A 15,056-nucleotide genomic window follows, 5' to 3' on the forward strand; every position below is an offset into this window, starting at 1 on the left:
TTTTTTTGGAAAGCTGAGGTTTAGCCCAGTTTTTCCTTGATGCGCGCTGCTTTACCGGACAGGTCGCGAAGATAGTAAAGCTTGGCTTTACGCACGTCACCGCGACGCTTAACAGCCAGGCTCTCAACCAGTGGGCTGTAAGTCTGGAAAGTACGCTCTACACCAACACCGTTAGAGATCTTACGAACAGTGAAAGCACTGTTCAGACCACGGTTACGCTTGGCGATAACAACGCCTTCAAACGCCTGCAGACGCTGACGGTCGCCTTCCTTTACTTTTACCTGAACGACAATGGTGTCACCCGGCGCAAAAGGAGGAATTACTTTGCCCATCTGCTCAGCTTCGATCTGCTGAATAATTTTGTTGGTCATGCTGCGCTCCTAAGACTGGCCTTGGCCGGTCATCGATACATTAACTATCGTCCCGCTGGCGGACGTATTCCTCCAGCAGCTTTTTCTCTTCTCCAGAAAGCGAGCGGCTTTCCAGAAGATCAGCGCGGCGTTCGTGCGTCCGACCAAGGGACTGCTGCAAACGCCAACGCCGGATGTGCTCATGATTGCCACTCAGCAATACATCAGGAACACGTTTATCCGCATACACCTCCGGACGAGTGTAGTGCGGGCAGTCGAGTAGACCATCCGTAAAGGAGTCCTCTTCGGCCGAACTTGCATGACCCAGTGCACCAGGCAACAGGCGCGTTACCGCGTCGATCAGCACCATGGCCGGCAGCTCACCGCCGGACAGGACGTAGTCCCCAATCGACCATTCTTCATCGACATGCGCCTCAATAAAGCGCTCATCAATGCCTTCGTAGCGACCAGCAATGAGGATTAACGCCTCAACATTTGCCAGCTCGCGTACTGCTGACTGCGTCAGCGGGCGACCTTGCGGCGAGAGGTAAATCACCTTCGCTTTTTCACCTGCGGCGTGCTTGGCATCGAGCAAAGCATCCTCAAGCGGCTTGATCTTCATCACCATGCCGGGGCCACCACCAAAGGGCCGGTCATCCACAGTGTGGTGACGGTCAGTGGTGTAGCTTCGCGGGTTCCAACAGGTTAGTTGCAACAACCCCTGTTTCACCGCGCGACTGGTAATGCCGTAATCGCTGATAGCGGTAAACATTTCCGGGAATAGCGTGATGACTTCAACGCGCAGATTTGGCATCAGGCTTAGAAGTCCGCATCCCAGTCGACCCGCATTTCGCCAGCACTCAGATCAATCGACAACACGCATTGCTCGGTATAGGGCAACAAGCGCTCACGATCATCCAGGCTGTCGGTGCAAGGTTTAACCACCATCACATCGTTGGCGCCGGTTTCTAACAAGTGATCGATCTTGCCGAGCAAATGCCCTGCCTGGTCGATAACCTTTAGACCTTCCAACTGGTACCAGTAGTATTCGCCGTCAACTAACTCAGGGAACAGGTTGCGCGGCACACAGATCTCATAACCGGCAAGAAGACGCGCCTCTTCACGATCATCAAGACCCTTGAGCTTCGCGACCAGAAATTTATCATTCCCGCGTCCGCTGACCAGCTCTACCTGTTTGACACTGCCTTCGCGCTTGAGCGTCCAGGACTTGTACTGCAACAGGTTTGCAACAGGATCAGTAAAGGAATACACCTTCACCTCACCGCGAACGCCATGTACAGAGTAGATCTTGCCGATAACGATCAAATCATCGGTAGAAGCAGGCGTCGCGCTCATAATGCTCAGGCCGCAGCCTTAGCAGCGTCCTTCAACAACTGAGCAACACGATCAGAAGGCTGTGCGCCAACGCTCAGCCAATGGGCCAGGCGATCTTGCTTCACGGACAGGCGAACTTCCTGGCCACGAGCGATCGGGTTGAAGAAACCGATCTCTTCTTTGTGCGAACCGTCGCGTGGGTTACGGCTGTCGGTCACGTTGATTTTGTAGAACGGGCGCTTTTTGGAGCCGCCAAGGGCAAGACGAATCGTTAGCATGTGAACATAGTTCCTGTAGTCGGTGCTGCAAATCTAAATGCACAGCGGGCGTAGGTGCCCGAAAGGCCGCATATTCTAAGGAATATCCGGACTTTTGCAAATGGCTTTTTCAGGCACCAGGGGTTGTGTAACCAAGAATTGCCGGAGGTTGCCGCCCAAACTGGCCAGCCAGCTCCCGCAAAAGACAGGTTTGCTGTAAATCTCCGCCTTCAGCGGAGCCTACGCCGGCATCGCTGCCGACGCGAATGCCTTACATCTTCGGCATGCCGCCTGGCATCATCCCGCCCATGCCACGCATCATCTTGGCCATACCGCCTTTAGCCGTGAATTTCTTCATCATCTTTTGCATTTGTTTGTGCTGCTTGATCAAACGCCCGATGTCTTGCACCTGGGTGCCGGAGCCCATGGCAATACGGCGCTTGCGTGAGCCACTGATCACATCAGGATCGCGCCGCTCATGGGGCGTCATCGAGTCGATAATCGCTTCCATCTGTTTGAACTGCTTCTCGGCCGCGCCCTGAGCATTGCCCATCTGAGCCAGATTGACGCCACCCATCTGCGGCAGCTTGTCCATCAACCCACCAAGACCGCCCATACTCTTCATCTGCTGCAACTGATCGCGGAAGTCTTCGAGGTCGAAGCCCTTACCCTTCTTTAGCTTCTTGGTAAGTTTCTCGGCTTTTTCGCGATCCAGGGTTTGTTCGGCCTGCTCGATCAAGCTGAGCACATCACCCATACCGAGAATGCGCGAGGCGATACGGTCAGGGTGGAAAGGCTCCAGCGCCTCGGTTTTCTCACCCATACCGATAAACTTGATCGGCTTGCCAGTGATATGGCGTACGGACAACGCGGCACCGCCACGGGCATCACCGTCGACCTTGGTTAGCACTACACCGGTTAGCGGCAGCGCATCATTGAAAGCTTTGGCGGTATTGGCGGCGTCCTGACCGGTCATAGCATCGACCACAAACAGGGTTTCCACCGGCTTGATGGCGGCGTGCAGGGCCTGGATCTCGGCCATCATCTCGGCATCAATAGCCAAACGACCGGCGGTATCGACGATCACCACATCAATAAATTTAAGCTTGGCTTCCTTGATCGCCGCCTCAGCAATATCAACCGGCTTCTGGCTCAGATCAGAGGGGAAGAACGTCACGCCAACATCGTGAGCCAGGGTTTCTAACTGCTTGATCGCCGCGGGGCGATAAACGTCAGCCGACACCACCATCACCGTCTTCTTTTTGCGTTCTTTAAGGAAGCGCGCCAGCTTACCCACAGTGGTGGTTTTACCCGCACCCTGCAGACCCGCCATCAACACCACGGCAGGCGGCACAGCACTCAACGCCAGATCTTCGTTGGCGGCGCCCATCAACTCTTCGAGTTCGGCTCGCACGACTTTCACGAAGGCCTGACCCGGCGTTAGGCTTTTCGAGATCTCGGTGCCAACTGCACGATCTTTGACTTTGTTAACGAAGTCCTTAACCACTGGCAAGGCAACGTCCGCCTCAAGCAAGGCCATACGCACTTCACGCAGGGTGTCCTTGATGTTGTCTTCACTCAGCTTGGCTTTGCCAGTGACATTTCGCAGGGTCTGCGAAAGGCGGTCAGTCAGATTTTCGAACATGCGCGTTCCTTTCAGGCTCAACTGAGCCGAGGGTGGGCTTGCAACAGGTCGCGGATTATAGCGAAGACTGCAAGGCTCCGACACCGCCAGACGCTTTCGTGACGCACGGGTTGTATGCCACACTGACTGCCTTTCGGGTTTGCCTAACAAGGATTTATGCACCCTCTGCTTCCCAGTCTCGCCGCTGCCTGCCTCTACGCAGGAGCCGCAATCTACCAAGGCCTGCGCCTGCGACAGCGCAGCACATCCGACAAGCGGCTGCTGGTGGCACTCGGCACATTGGCGCTGCTTCTGCACGGCAATAGCCTGTTCCTGCAGATGTTTGATGCCAGTGGCTTGTCGTTGGACTTTTTTAAAGCCGCCAGCCTGATTGCCGCCGCCGTTATTCTGCTGACACTGCTAGCCTGCGCACGAAACCCGGTTGAAAACCTGCTGTTGCTGCTATTCCCAATGGGGATGGTCACCGTTCTGCTCGCCCAGTTCATGCCTAGCGGCACCACTCAAAGCATCAATGAGGCGCCGGGCATAATCGCTCACATCCTCTTGTCGATCACTGCTTACGGCATGCTCACCATTGCCGTATTCCAGTCGCTGTTGCTGCTGCTGCAAGATCACCAACTCAAGCACAAGCACCCCTCCGGGCTGATCAAGAACTTCCCTCCGCTGCAAACCATGGAAAGCCTGCTGTTCAGCTTCCTCTGGGCAGGCTGGGCGCTGCTGTCACTCTCACTGCTGTCTGGCGCACTGTTTATCAGCGACCTATTTGCTCAGCACCTGGTGCACAAAACCATCCTTTCGTGCTTTGCCTGGGTGGTCTTTGCTGTGCTCCTGTGGGGCCGCCACCAACTCGGCTGGCGTGGCCATAAAGCCATTCGCTGGACCCTGGCAGGCTTTTGCCTGCTGATGCTGGCCTATTTTGGCAGCAAGCTGGTTCGCGAATTTATCCTGCACATCTGAGACCCCTTCCGTGGACGACCTTCAATCCAGCTACCTGCTCGGGCTGCTGATTTTTCTGATCCTTTGCTCGGCATTCTTCTCCAGCTCGGAGACCGGCATGCTCAGCCTGAATCGCTATCGCCTCAAGCATATGGCCAAGGAAGGGCATAAGGGCGCCAAACGCGTAACCGCCCTGCTCAGCCGCCCAGATCGCCTGCTCGGCACCATTCTGGTTGGCAATAATGTGGTCAATATTCTCGCCGCCTCCATCGCCACCGTATTGGCCGTCGACATATGGGGCGAAGCTGGGATCGCGATTGCCACTGCCGGCCTGACCATCGTGGTACTTATTTTTGGTGAAATCACCCCCAAAACCTTGGCAGCTCTGCGCCCGGAACTGGTGGCCTTCCCCGCCAGCCGCGTGCTGGTAATACTGCAGCGGCTACTTTACCCAGTGGTCTGGACGACGAGCACGATCAGCAACGGGCTACTGCGCCTGCTTGGCGTTGACCCCTCACTGCGCGCCAGCGACAGTCTGTCTACCGAGGAGCTGCGCAGCGTGGTGCGCGAATCCGCCGCTGGCATGCCGAAAAACCGCCAGAACATGCTGCTCGGCATCCTTGATCTTGAGCGCGTGACGGTGGATGACATCATGATCCCGCGCAACGAAGTCACCGGCATCAACCTCGACGACGACCTTGAAAGCATCATCAGCCTGCTGACTAACACCACGCACACGCGCCTACCGGTATTTCGCACTGACATCAATCAGATCGAAGGCATCGTGCACATGCGCCAGATTGCACGCCTGCTGTCACACAACGAGCTGAGCAAAGAGGCGCTACTGGCAGCCTGCAACGAACCGTATTTCGTGCCGGAAGGTACGCCGCTGTCGATCCAGCTGATCAACTTTCAAAAACAGAAACGTCGGATTGGCATTGTCGTCGATGAGTACGGTGACGTAATCGGCATCGTCACCCTGGAAGATATTCTCGAAGAAATCGTCGGCGACTTTAGCAATCAAGACACCCTGCGCAGCCCGGACATCCACCCCCAAGAAGATGGCACCCAGGTGATCGATGGTGCGGCCTATATCCGCGAAATCAACAAGGCGCTGGACTGGCACCTGCCTTGCGATGGCCCGAAAACCCTCAATGGCCTGGTAACCGAAGCCCTGGAAAGCATCCCCGACAGCGCCGTATGCCTGAAGATCGGTCCTTATCGCCTGGAGATTTTGCAGTCTTCGGAGAACCGGGTAAAAAGCGTACGCGCCTGGCAGGCCAAGGCTAAGGCGCACAGCGAGCCGCCGGCGCAAGGCTGACAGCCAGCCCCTGCGCCCACACACGGTAGCCCAGACCTGACGGGTGATAACCATCACGCGCCAGGTACTCGGCAGAAAATTTCAGGTCAACCGTGTGATGACCCGCCCCCAAGCTCACCGCCAACTGACGTAAGCGCGTATCCAGCAAGCCTGCGCGCAGACCAAGCAAGCGTCGCAACAGCCAGGGCAGCGCAGTAAAATGCTGCAGTGGCGGCACACTGCTGAACGCCACCGTTGCTCCGCGCGCCGCCAACGCCTCAGCCATGCAGCCGAGCGCAGCCTCCCAACGCGCCAACGAGGTCAAGCGCGTAGTGTCGTTAACACCAAACACCAACAGTGCCAGATCAAAGGGCTGATCCAGCACCTGAGGCATTAAGCGCTCACGCGCTTGCTCAGCGGTAATGCCGTTCTCGCCACAAGCCCGCCAGGCCACCGGCCTACCTTCACGCGCCGCCAACGCTGCAGCCAGTTGCCCGACTAACGCAGCCTGCAGCTGATCAACCCCTACGCCGACAACGGTCGACTCTCCCAGCAACAGCAAACGTAACGGCTCACCCGGCAAGTCTTGCCCCGCCACACCGCACAACAATCCGCCAGCTGGCGGCAAACGCAGGGTTTTACGCCGCGCACTTAGCGCCAGCGGCAGTGCAATCGGCGCCAACAGCGCCAAACCTAACCACCACGCGCCGGCGCGCCAGGCACTCACAGCTCGACGCTGACCGCCTGCGCCGCACGTGTAGCTTTGGTACGCGCCGCCTGCAGTGACTCATCACGCGCCAACGCCACGCCCATACGGCGTTGGCCGCTCACTTCTGGCTTGCCGAACAAGCGCAGAGCGGTATCCGGCTCGGCCAGAGCAGCTGCCAAATTGCCAAAACTGACCTGCTGCGATTCACCCTCGACCAATATCACTGCCGAGGCCGACGCACCGAGCTGGCGAATCGCCGGAATCGGCAGACCGAGAATAGCCCGCGCATGCAGGGCGAACTCGGACAGGTCCTGAGAAATCAACGTGACCAAACCGGTATCGTGCGGGCGCGGCGAGATTTCGCAGAACCATACCTGGTCACCTTTGACGAACAACTCAACACCGAACAACCCGCGACCACCCAGCGAACCGGTGACTGCCAGGGCAATACGCTCGGCTTCAGCCTGAGCCTTGGCGCTCATCGGTTGTGGCTGCCAGGATTCTTGGTAATCACCCTTAACCTGACGGTGGCCGACCGGCGCGCAGAAGGTGGTACCGCCACTGTGGCGTACGGTGAGTAAGGCAATCTCATAATCGAAATCGATAAAGCCTTCAACTATCACCCGGCCCTTGCCTGCACGGCCACCGGCCTGGGCGTAATCCCAAGCAGCTTGCAAGTCATCCGGACCTTTCAGTACGGACTGGCCCTTGCCCGAAGAACTCATGATCGGCTTGATCAGACAGGGAAAGCCAATAGCTGCGACCGCTTCCTGGCACTGCTCAAAAGAGTCGGCAAACTGATAAGGCGAAGTCGGCAAGCCCAGCTCTTCAGCGGCTAAGCGGCGAATGCCTTCGCGGTTCATGGTCAGCTGCGCGGCACGCGCGCTGGGAATAACGGTGAAACCTTCATTTTCCAGCTCGACCAGGGTCGCGGTGGCGATAGCTTCAATTTCCGGCACGATGTAGTGCGGTTGCTCCAACTCGATAACGGCACGCAGGGCAGCGCCGTCGAGCATGTCGATCACATGGCTGCGGTGCGCCACCTGCATGGCCGGCGCATTGGCGTAACGATCCACGGCAATCACTTCAACGCCCAGACGCTGCAGCTCAATCGCCACTTCCTTACCCAGCTCACCAGAGCCACACAACAGCACACGGGTCGCACTCGGCGACAAAGGGGTTCCGATACGGGGCATGGAAAATCCTCAAACGAAAAAATAGAAGGCGGTGCTACAACAAGATACCCTGGGCCTGGGCGCGCTCATGGCAATGCTGCAGCACCTGGCGGCGCTCGGCATTGTCCATTAGGCCCCAGCGGGTAATTTCAGCGACCGAGCGCTGGCAGCCGATACAGATGTCTTCATCGTCGAGCGCACAGACATGCACGCAGGGTGATGCAACCGGACGCTCCTGCTCCATCAGTCGTCCTGCTCTGACAAGTCGCGGGCGTAACGCTGAGCGTTGTGCACGTAATGGGCGGCGCTGGCTTCAAGCATTTTCTTTTGCGCCTCGGTCAGCTCACGCACCACTTTGCCCGGCGAGCCCATGACCAGCGAACCATCAGGAATTTCCTTACCTTCACCAATTAAACTATTGGCGCCGATGATGCAGTACTTGCCGATTTTTGCACCGTTGAGCACCACCGCATTGATACCGATCAAGCTGTAATCGCCCACGCTGCAACCGTGCAGCATAGCGTTATGGCCAATGGTTACGCCGGTGCCAATCGTCAGCGGGAAGCCCATATCGGTGTGCATCACCGTGCCATCTTGCACGTTGCTGTTCTCACCGATATGAATCAGCTCGTTGTCACCGCGTAACACGGCGTTGAACCACACGCTTGCGCCCGGTTCAAGTTTGACCTTGCCGACCAGGGTGGCATTAGGCGCAACCCAGCTGTCGGCATGGGCGTCTACGTGGGACTGGCCCAGACGGTATTTCATGCGTTATTCCTCATCCCACAATCACGTGAGTTTGATGAAGTGCTCGGGCGGCTTTTGCATATCGATATGCACATCGTCGAACACAAGGTTGACTAACTCGACCAGCATGATCGCCGTTAGCCCCCAGATTTTAAACTCGTCATAGCGGTAGCTCGGCACATACCAGCTGCGCCCGAGGTAATCGATGCGGTGGGTGGTTTCCCGCGGGTCATCGCGGAAAAACGCCAGCGGCACGGCAAATACGGCGGCGATCTCGCCGTCATTAGGCCGGTACTCGACAAAATCCGGCACCAGCCCAACATAAGGCGTGACCTGAATGCCGTGGCGCGAGACCAAGGTGCTGAGCGGCCCAATGATCTCGACCAGCCCAGGCGGCAGGCCAATTTCTTCCTCGGCCTCGCGCAAAGCAGTCTCAACCAAATCCGCATCTTCCGGATCGCGCCGCCCGCCGGGAAAGGCCACCTCGCCACCGTGGGTGGACAGACCGCTGGCGCGCAACGTCAGCACCACTTCCGGCTCATCACTGCGGGTAATCGGCACCAGCACTGCAGCCTCAGGGTAGCGTGTATCGATCTGCATATCCTGCGGGCTATAGCCACGCATGCGAAGGAGCAACTCGTCCAGCATGAGGATTCTCGGTGTTTTATTCTGCGTTTGATGATGGCACGAAAGCAGCGCATGGCCCAAGCCCCGCACCGCTGCCTAGCATCATTCAGGCGCTCGATAAGCCTACTGCTCGCGCTTGCCGAGAAGCCGTCGCGCACGCCAAGATAGCCCACACGCAATGAGGATCTGGCATGAAGTTCTGTAGCAACTGTGGCGGGCCGATCAGTTACCACATCCCGCAGGGTGACAACCGCTTGCGCCACGTCTGCGCCCAGTGCCAGATGGTGCACTACCAGAACCCGCGAATCATCGCCGGCTGCCTACCAATATGGGGCGAGCAAATACTGCTGTGCCGGCGTGCCATCGAGCCACGACGCGGTTACTGGACCCTGCCGGCCGGCTTTATGGAGAACGGCGAAACCCTCGAACAAGCCGCCGCTCGAGAAACCCAAGAAGAAGCCTGCGCACGGGTGCGCGGCCTCAACCTCTACACTCTGTTTGACCTGCCACACATCAACCAGGTGTATATGTTGTTTCGCGCAGAGCTGGCCGACCTGGACTTTGCCCCAGGCGAGGAAAGCCTTGAGGTTGAGCTTTTCCATGAACAGGATATCCCCTGGTCAGAGCTGGCTTTCCCGGTCGTCGGGCGTACCTTAGAATGCTACTTCGCCGACCGCATTACGCAGCACTACCCGGTCCGCAACGAGCCGCTCGAAGCCTTGCGCGCGCATTACAAACAAGCCTTTTGATCCATGGGAATTACGATGCGCTGGTTGTTCGCCCTAATTTGCCTAACCGTTGCCCTGACTGGCCACGCCAGCACCACTCCGATGCTTAACGGTAAGACAATCGACAAGGTGTTGGTGGTTAAGTCCGAACGCACGCTGCACCTGATCAGTCGTGGCGACACCCTCAAGTCCTACCGCATCTCCTTGGGTAAGCAGCCTAAAGGGGCCAAGCAGCGCGAAGGCGACCTGCGCACCCCGGAAGGCTTCTATTGGATCGACTGGCGCAAGACCAGCGAGAACTACAATCTGTCCATGCACATCTCCTACCCCAACGCCCGCGACCAGGCGCAGGCACGTGCCAAGGGTGTATCGCCGGGCGGCATGATCATGGTTCACGGCACTCCGCTGGACGAGGAATACCCCGAGTGGATGTTCCACACCTTGGACTGGACCGAAGGCTGCATCGCCATGAAGAACACCGACATGCGCGAAATTTGGAGCCTGGTTAAGGACGGCACACTGATCGAAATCAGGCCCTGATCGCCAGATGAAAAAAGGCACCTTCTCGGTGCCTTTTTAGACCTTAGAACTGAATATCTGACAAACGCCACACCTCAAAGGCAGGTGTTTCATAAGGATGCTGCTGCTTCATGGCCTTGACCGCAGCATGGATCAGCTCGTCGGCCACTACCATCTCGATTTTCCACTCCATGACCTGCTCGACCCGCCCCAGCTGGCCGAGAAACGGCTGACTGCCTTCCAGCGCGCGAAACTGGCCCTGCCCCAGAGTTTGCCAGCAACACTGGTCATACCGACCCATATGGCCGCCTCCAGCGCTAAATACCGCGGCCTTGACGCCATCCAGATGGGTTTCCGGCACATAAAAGCACAGCTTGTACATTGAGGCTCCACCGGCAGAACTGATAAAAAACGCCGTCATGATGCATACGGCAATGTCATTTGCCTTTACCTGTACGCGCTCGAATCACACAGATGTTCTTTCTGACCGGGCAATTGGTGGCGTGTTCAATGCTGCAATCAACAAGTCTCAACACCGTTTACACACCGCGCCAAAAACGCCACCAACGGTTCTTAAGACTGCTTACCGGCGGATGATGACTGCCATCACAGTAAGGTAGACGTTGCGACAGACCGCAACGGCAAAGCAGCAGAAACCGCTCGCGCTCAGGCCGCAAGTCAAGCCTGTCGGGGCAGGCAGAAACACAATCGGGAAGCTGGGGCGAACGCCCGCAGCGGCACAGCTGCAAGGTATCGCCAGGTTTGACCTGGCGCACCTCAGGTAGACATGGCGCAGGCTTACTCAACATAAGCCTGCGCCATGTGGGTCAATCCACCCACACGCGAGCGTTGCGGAACATACGGAGCCAGCCGGCATCTTCCTGCCAGTCATCCGGTTTCCAGGAGTTCTGTACGGCGCGAAAGACGCGCTCCGGGTGCGGCATCATGATGGTCACGCGACCGTCGCGACTGGTCAGGCCGGTAATCCCGCGCGGCGAACCGTTCGGGTTGGCCGGGTAGGCTTCGGTGACCTTGCCGTGGTTGTCGATAAAGCGCATCGCCACGCAGCCGGACAGGTCCGCTTCGAGCAAGGCTTCCTCGCTCTCAAACTCGGCATGGCCTTCACCGTGAGCGATAGCGATTGGCATACGCGAGCCGGCCATACCTTGCAGGAAGATCGAGGCTGACTCCTGCACCTGCACCATCGCTACGCGCGCCTCAAACTGCTCCGAACGGTTGCGCACGAAGTGCGGCCAGAACTCGGTGCCTGGAATCAGCTCGTGCAGGTTGCTCATCATCTGGCAGCCGTTGCACACACCGAGGGCGAAGCTGTCATTGCGCTCGAAGAAGGCTTGGAAGCCATCACGGGCTCGGCTGTTGAACAGCACTGATTTGGCCCAGCCTTCGCCGGCACCCAGCACGTCACCATAGGAGAAGCCACCGCAGGCGACCAGCCCCTTGAACGCATCCAGGCTGACGCGACCGCTGAGGATGTCGCTCATATGCACATCAATCGCATTGAAACCGGCGCGATCGAAGGCGGCCGCCATTTCCACCTGACCGTTGACGCCCTGCTCACGCAGCACGGCGATCTGCGGACGCACGCCCTTGCGGATATACGGCGCGCTGATGTCCTGATTGACGTCGAAGCCAAGCTTGACCGACAGACCGGGGTTATCTTCCTCTAGCAGGCCATCAAACTCTTGGTCAGCGCAGTCAACGTTATCGCGCAAACGCTGGATCTGATAGCTGGTCTGCGCCCATTGGCGTTGCAGCAGATGGCGCTGGCCGGCAAACACCGGCTTACCGTTAAAGTTGATCGCCACGTCATCACTGTTGACCGGCTGACCGATCACCGCCACGCAATCACCCAGCCCTGCTGCACTGAACTGCGCCAACACTTGCGGGGTAGCGTCTTGATGCACTTGGATGACCGCACCCAACTCTTCGTTGAACAACACAGCAGCCAGTTCGGAGCTGTCGGCGGCCAAGGCATCGAGGTAAAGATTGAGACCACAATGGCCGGCAAACGCCATTTCCAAAGAAGTGACCAGCAGACCACCGTCAGAGCGATCGTGGTAAGCAAGGATGTGTCCGTCGGCGTTCAAACCCTGAATCACCGCGAAGAAGGCTTTGAGGTCTTCGGCGTCATCAACATCCGGCGTCTGGCGGCCGAGCTTGCTGTAGACCTGGGTCAGGATCGACGCGCCCATACGGTTCTGCCCACGGCCGAGGTCGATCAGGATCAGGTCGGTTTCACCCTTATCCATACGCAGTTGCGGGGTCAGGGTTTTGCGAATATCGCTGACTGGGGCAAAGCCGGTCACGACCAAAGACAGCGGTGAGGTCACGCTCTTATCAGCACCCTCATCGCGCCACTGAGTCTTCATCGACATTGAGTCTTTGCCCACCGGGATGGTGATGCCCAACTCCGGGCACAACTCCATGCCGACGGCTTTAACCGTGTCGTACAAACGCGCGTCTTCGCCCGGATGACCAGCAGCGGACATCCAGTTGGCGGACAATTTGATGTCGCTTATAGCATTAATGCGCGAAGCTGCCAGGTTAGTCAGGGTTTCGCCAATGGCCATGCGCCCGGATGCTGCCGCATCCAGCAGTGCCAGCGGGGTGCGCTCGCCCATCGCCATGGCTTCACCGGTGTACACATCAAAGCTGGTAGCGGTCACGGCGCAGTCGGCCACCGGCACCTGCCAGGGGCCAACCATCTGATCACGCGCCACCAGGCCGGTAATGCTGCGGTCGCCGATGGTGATCAGGAAGCTCTTGCTGGCCACAGCCGGGTGATGCAGAACGCGGGTGACCGCTTCATCAATCGCCAGGGTGCTGACATCAAAGTCATCACCCAGCTCATTTTCACGCGCGGCCGAGCGGTGCATGCGCGGGGCCTTACCCAGCAGCACGTTGAGCGGCATGTCCACGGCATTGTTGCCAAAGTGGCTGTCAGTCACGGTCAGGTGAGCTTCTTCAGTGGCCTCGCCGACTACGGCAAACGGGCAGCGCTCACGCTCACAGATGGCTTTGAAACGCTCGAAGTCGGCCGCATCCACCGCCATTACGTAGCGTTCCTGAGATTCGTTGCTCCAGATCTCATGAGGTGCCATACCCGGCTCATCATTGGGCACATTACGCAGCTCAAAACGACCGCCGCGGCCGCCATCGTTGACCAACTCCGGGAAGGCGTTGGACAAACCGCCCGCGCCGACGTCATGAATAAAGGCGATCGGGTTGTGCTCGCCCAGCTGCCAACAACGGTCAATAACCTCCTGACAGCGGCGCTCCATTTCCGGGTTTTCGCGCTGTACCGAGGCGAAGTCCAGGTCAGCCGAGCTGGTGCCCGTGGCCATCGATGAGGCCGCACCGCCGCCCAAGCCGATGAGCATGGCTGGGCCGCCAAGCACGATCAGCTTGGCGCCGACGGTGATTTCAGCTTTCTGCACGTGCTCGGCGCGAATGTTGCCCATGCCGCCCGCGAGCATGATGGGCTTGTGGTAACCGCGTACTTCTTCACCACGCGGGGTCTGGATCGCCTGTTCGAAGGTACGGAAATAACCGGTCAGCGCCGGACGGCCGAATTCATTATTGAATGCTGCACCACCCAGCGGGCCTTCAATCATGATGTCCAGCGCGGTAACGATGCGTTCGGGTTTGCCGTACGGCACTTCCCATGGCTGCTCGAAACCCGGAATTTGCAAGTTGGACACAGTAAAGCCGGTCAGGCCCGCCTTCGGCTTAGCGCCGCGACCCGTGGCACCTTCGTCACGGATTTCACCGCCAGAACCGGTCGCCGCACCTGGGAACGGCGCAATAGCGGTCGGATGGTTGTGGGTCTCCACCTTCATCAGAATGTGCACCGGCTCCTGCACCGCGCCGTACTGACGGGTTTCAGGGTCCGGGAAGAAACGCCCGGCAACGTTACCGACGATCACCGAGGCGTTGTCCTTATAAGCCGACAACACGCCGTCGCTGTGCATTTCATAGGTATTCTTGATCATGCCGAACAGGGATTTCTCCTGGCTCTGGCCATCAATATCCCAGCTGGCGTTGAAGATTTTGTGGCGGCAATGCTCAGAGTTGGCCTGTGCGAACATCATCAGTTCGATGTCGTGGGGGTTGCGCCCCAAGCCATTGAAGCTGGTCACCAGGTAATCGATTTCGTCTTCGGCCAGGGCCAGGCCCAGCTCGACGTTGGCTTGCTCCAGCGCAGCGCGACCACCACCGAGAATATCCACAGCCGTCAGCGGTTTGGGCTGGGCATGGCTAAATAGCGCGGCGGCACCTTCGGGATTATCCAGCACCAGCTGCGTCATGCGGTCATGCAGCAGATCGGCCACCTGCTGCGCCTCGGCGGCATTGAGCTCGCCGCTGACGTAGTACGCCAGGCCTCGCTCAATACGCTGAATCTTCGCCAGGCCGCAGTTGCTGGCGATGTCGCTGGCCTTACTCGACCACGGCGAGATGGTGCCAAAGCGCGGAATACTCAGAAACAGGCGGCCACTTGGCTCCTGCACCGGCACACTCGGGCCATACTTCAGCAAACGGGCCAATACCTGCTCTTCGTCAGCGTTTAAAACGCCGGACACTTCGGCAAAATGCGCAAACTCGGCATACAGGCCTGTGACCGCAGGAACTTTGCGGGTCAATTGCTCAAGCAGTTTGCCGTGACGGAAAGCAGAAAGGGCGGGAGCGCCGCGCAGGATCAACATCGGG

Annotated in this window: 17 protein-coding genes; 4 read left to right on the forward strand and 13 right to left on the reverse strand. The window is 58.3% G+C overall.

Annotated features, from left to right (window positions below; translation table 11 throughout):
* Positions 1–20: 20 nt before the first annotated feature.
* The 5 genes from rplS to ffh form a co-directional block, all read right to left on the reverse strand.
* On the reverse strand, positions 21–371 hold the full coding sequence (gene rplS, locus BMZ32_RS02720) for a 50S ribosomal protein L19 (protein WP_090239267.1): 351 nt from the start codon (positions 369–371) through the stop codon (positions 21–23).
* Between the two features lie 40 nt (positions 372–411).
* Complete coding sequence (trmD, locus tag BMZ32_RS02725; RefSeq protein WP_090239269.1) at positions 412–1,164, reverse strand: tRNA (guanosine(37)-N1)-methyltransferase TrmD; 753 nt, start codon at positions 1,162–1,164, stop codon at positions 412–414.
* A 5-nt stretch (positions 1,165–1,169) separates the two neighbouring features.
* Positions 1,170–1,706, reverse strand: a complete 537-nt coding sequence (gene rimM / locus BMZ32_RS02730; protein ID WP_090239271.1) for a ribosome maturation factor RimM — start codon at positions 1,704–1,706, stop codon at positions 1,170–1,172.
* 5 nt (positions 1,707–1,711) lie between these two features.
* Positions 1,712–1,963, reverse strand: a complete 252-nt coding sequence (rpsP, locus tag BMZ32_RS02735; RefSeq protein ID WP_090239277.1) for a 30S ribosomal protein S16 — start codon at positions 1,961–1,963, stop codon at positions 1,712–1,714.
* A gap of 250 nt (positions 1,964–2,213) precedes the next feature.
* Positions 2,214–3,587: a signal recognition particle protein gene (gene ffh, locus BMZ32_RS02740; RefSeq protein WP_090239280.1), complete on the reverse strand. Its 1,374-nt coding sequence runs from the start codon at positions 3,585–3,587 to the stop codon at positions 2,214–2,216.
* Between the two features lie 156 nt (positions 3,588–3,743).
* On the opposite strand from ffh, the gene BMZ32_RS02745 reads away from it, so the two are divergent.
* Positions 3,744–4,544 (forward strand): cytochrome C assembly family protein, encoded by an 801-nt coding sequence (locus BMZ32_RS02745; protein ID WP_090239283.1) that lies wholly within the window; start codon positions 3,744–3,746, stop codon positions 4,542–4,544.
* A 10-nt stretch (positions 4,545–4,554) separates the two neighbouring features.
* A complete protein-coding gene (locus tag BMZ32_RS02750) occupies positions 4,555–5,844 on the forward strand; it encodes an HlyC/CorC family transporter (RefSeq protein WP_090239285.1) in 1,290 nt (429 codons plus the stop codon).
* Here the strand turns inward: BMZ32_RS02750 and BMZ32_RS02755 are convergent.
* Genes BMZ32_RS02755 through BMZ32_RS02775 form a run of 5 tightly spaced genes read right to left on the reverse strand, consistent with a single transcriptional unit; the run spans position 5,810 to position 9,102 of the window.
* A complete protein-coding gene (locus BMZ32_RS02755) occupies positions 5,810–6,550 on the reverse strand; it encodes an SGNH/GDSL hydrolase family protein (protein WP_244153912.1) in 741 nt (246 codons plus the stop codon). The genes BMZ32_RS02750 and BMZ32_RS02755 overlap by 35 nt on opposite strands.
* Positions 6,547–7,728: a formate-dependent phosphoribosylglycinamide formyltransferase gene (purT, locus tag BMZ32_RS02760; RefSeq protein ID WP_090239289.1), complete on the reverse strand. Its 1,182-nt coding sequence runs from the start codon at positions 7,726–7,728 to the stop codon at positions 6,547–6,549. Before purT ends, BMZ32_RS02755 begins: the two co-directional genes overlap by 4 nt.
* A gap of 34 nt (positions 7,729–7,762) precedes the next feature.
* Positions 7,763–7,951: a DUF1289 domain-containing protein gene (locus tag BMZ32_RS02765; RefSeq protein ID WP_090239292.1), complete on the reverse strand. Its 189-nt coding sequence runs from the start codon at positions 7,949–7,951 to the stop codon at positions 7,763–7,765.
* A complete protein-coding gene (locus BMZ32_RS02770) occupies positions 7,951–8,475 on the reverse strand; it encodes a gamma carbonic anhydrase family protein (RefSeq protein ID WP_090239294.1) in 525 nt (174 codons plus the stop codon). Before BMZ32_RS02770 ends, BMZ32_RS02765 begins: the two co-directional genes overlap by 1 nt.
* Positions 8,476–8,496: 21 nt before the next feature.
* On the reverse strand, positions 8,497–9,102 hold the full coding sequence (locus tag BMZ32_RS02775) for a CoA pyrophosphatase (RefSeq protein WP_090239296.1): 606 nt from the start codon (positions 9,100–9,102) through the stop codon (positions 8,497–8,499).
* Positions 9,103–9,272: 170 nt separating this feature from the next.
* On the opposite strand from BMZ32_RS02775, the gene BMZ32_RS02780 reads away from it, so the two are divergent.
* Both BMZ32_RS02780 and BMZ32_RS02785 read left to right on the forward strand, forming a co-directional pair.
* A complete protein-coding gene (locus BMZ32_RS02780) occupies positions 9,273–9,830 on the forward strand; it encodes an NUDIX hydrolase (RefSeq protein ID WP_090239299.1) in 558 nt (185 codons plus the stop codon).
* Between the two features lie 15 nt (positions 9,831–9,845).
* Complete coding sequence (locus tag BMZ32_RS02785) at positions 9,846–10,349, forward strand: L,D-transpeptidase family protein (RefSeq protein WP_090239302.1); 504 nt, start codon at positions 9,846–9,848, stop codon at positions 10,347–10,349.
* A 43-nt stretch (positions 10,350–10,392) separates the two neighbouring features.
* Here BMZ32_RS02785 and BMZ32_RS02790 read toward each other — a convergent pair whose 3' ends face one another.
* The 3 genes from BMZ32_RS02790 to purL form a co-directional block, all read right to left on the reverse strand.
* The gene (locus tag BMZ32_RS02790) at positions 10,393–10,710 is read right to left on the reverse strand and encodes a YqfO family protein (protein WP_090239304.1); all 318 of its coding nucleotides are present in this window, start codon (positions 10,708–10,710) and stop codon (positions 10,393–10,395) included.
* Between the two features lie 157 nt (positions 10,711–10,867).
* Positions 10,868–11,137 (reverse strand): CDGSH iron-sulfur domain-containing protein, encoded by a 270-nt coding sequence (locus tag BMZ32_RS02795; protein ID WP_090239307.1) that lies wholly within the window; start codon positions 11,135–11,137, stop codon positions 10,868–10,870.
* A gap of 18 nt (positions 11,138–11,155) precedes the next feature.
* Complete coding sequence (purL, locus tag BMZ32_RS02800; protein WP_090239308.1) at positions 11,156–15,052, reverse strand: phosphoribosylformylglycinamidine synthase; 3,897 nt, start codon at positions 15,050–15,052, stop codon at positions 11,156–11,158.
* Between the last annotated feature and the right edge of the window lie 4 nt (positions 15,053–15,056).

The sequence above is a fragment of the Pseudomonas guineae genome (assembly GCF_900113745.1).
Taxonomy (GTDB): domain Bacteria; phylum Pseudomonadota; class Gammaproteobacteria; order Pseudomonadales; family Pseudomonadaceae; genus Aquipseudomonas; species Aquipseudomonas guineae.

Coding starts and splice junctions, on each gene's coding strand:
- BMZ32_RS02785 (WP_090239302.1), top strand. CDS start 9,846: ATGCGCTGGTTGTTCGCCCTAATTTGCCTAACCGTTGCCCTGACTGGC.
- purL (WP_090239308.1), bottom strand. CDS start 15,052: ATGTTGATCCTGCGCGGCGCTCCCGCCCTTTCTGCTTTCCGTCACGGC.
- BMZ32_RS02765 (WP_090239292.1), bottom strand. CDS start 7,951: ATGGAGCAGGAGCGTCCGGTTGCATCACCCTGCGTGCATGTCTGTGCG.
- rplS (WP_090239267.1), bottom strand. CDS start 371: ATGACCAACAAAATTATTCAGCAGATCGAAGCTGAGCAGATGGGCAAA.
- BMZ32_RS02770 (WP_090239294.1), bottom strand. CDS start 8,475: ATGAAATACCGTCTGGGCCAGTCCCACGTAGACGCCCATGCCGACAGC.
- purT (WP_090239289.1), bottom strand. CDS start 7,728: ATGCCCCGTATCGGAACCCCTTTGTCGCCGAGTGCGACCCGTGTGCTG.
- BMZ32_RS02775 (WP_090239296.1), bottom strand. CDS start 9,102: ATGCTGGACGAGTTGCTCCTTCGCATGCGTGGCTATAGCCCGCAGGAT.
- trmD (WP_090239269.1), bottom strand. CDS start 1,164: ATGCCAAATCTGCGCGTTGAAGTCATCACGCTATTCCCGGAAATGTTT.
- BMZ32_RS02795 (WP_090239307.1), bottom strand. CDS start 11,137: ATGTTGAGTAAGCCTGCGCCATGTCTACCTGAGGTGCGCCAGGTCAAA.
- rimM (WP_090239271.1), bottom strand. CDS start 1,706: ATGAGCGCGACGCCTGCTTCTACCGATGATTTGATCGTTATCGGCAAG.
- BMZ32_RS02745 (WP_090239283.1), top strand. CDS start 3,744: ATGCACCCTCTGCTTCCCAGTCTCGCCGCTGCCTGCCTCTACGCAGGA.
- ffh (WP_090239280.1), bottom strand. CDS start 3,587: ATGTTCGAAAATCTGACTGACCGCCTTTCGCAGACCCTGCGAAATGTC.
- BMZ32_RS02790 (WP_090239304.1), bottom strand. CDS start 10,710: ATGTACAAGCTGTGCTTTTATGTGCCGGAAACCCATCTGGATGGCGTC.
- rpsP (WP_090239277.1), bottom strand. CDS start 1,963: ATGCTAACGATTCGTCTTGCCCTTGGCGGCTCCAAAAAGCGCCCGTTC.
- BMZ32_RS02780 (WP_090239299.1), top strand. CDS start 9,273: ATGAAGTTCTGTAGCAACTGTGGCGGGCCGATCAGTTACCACATCCCG.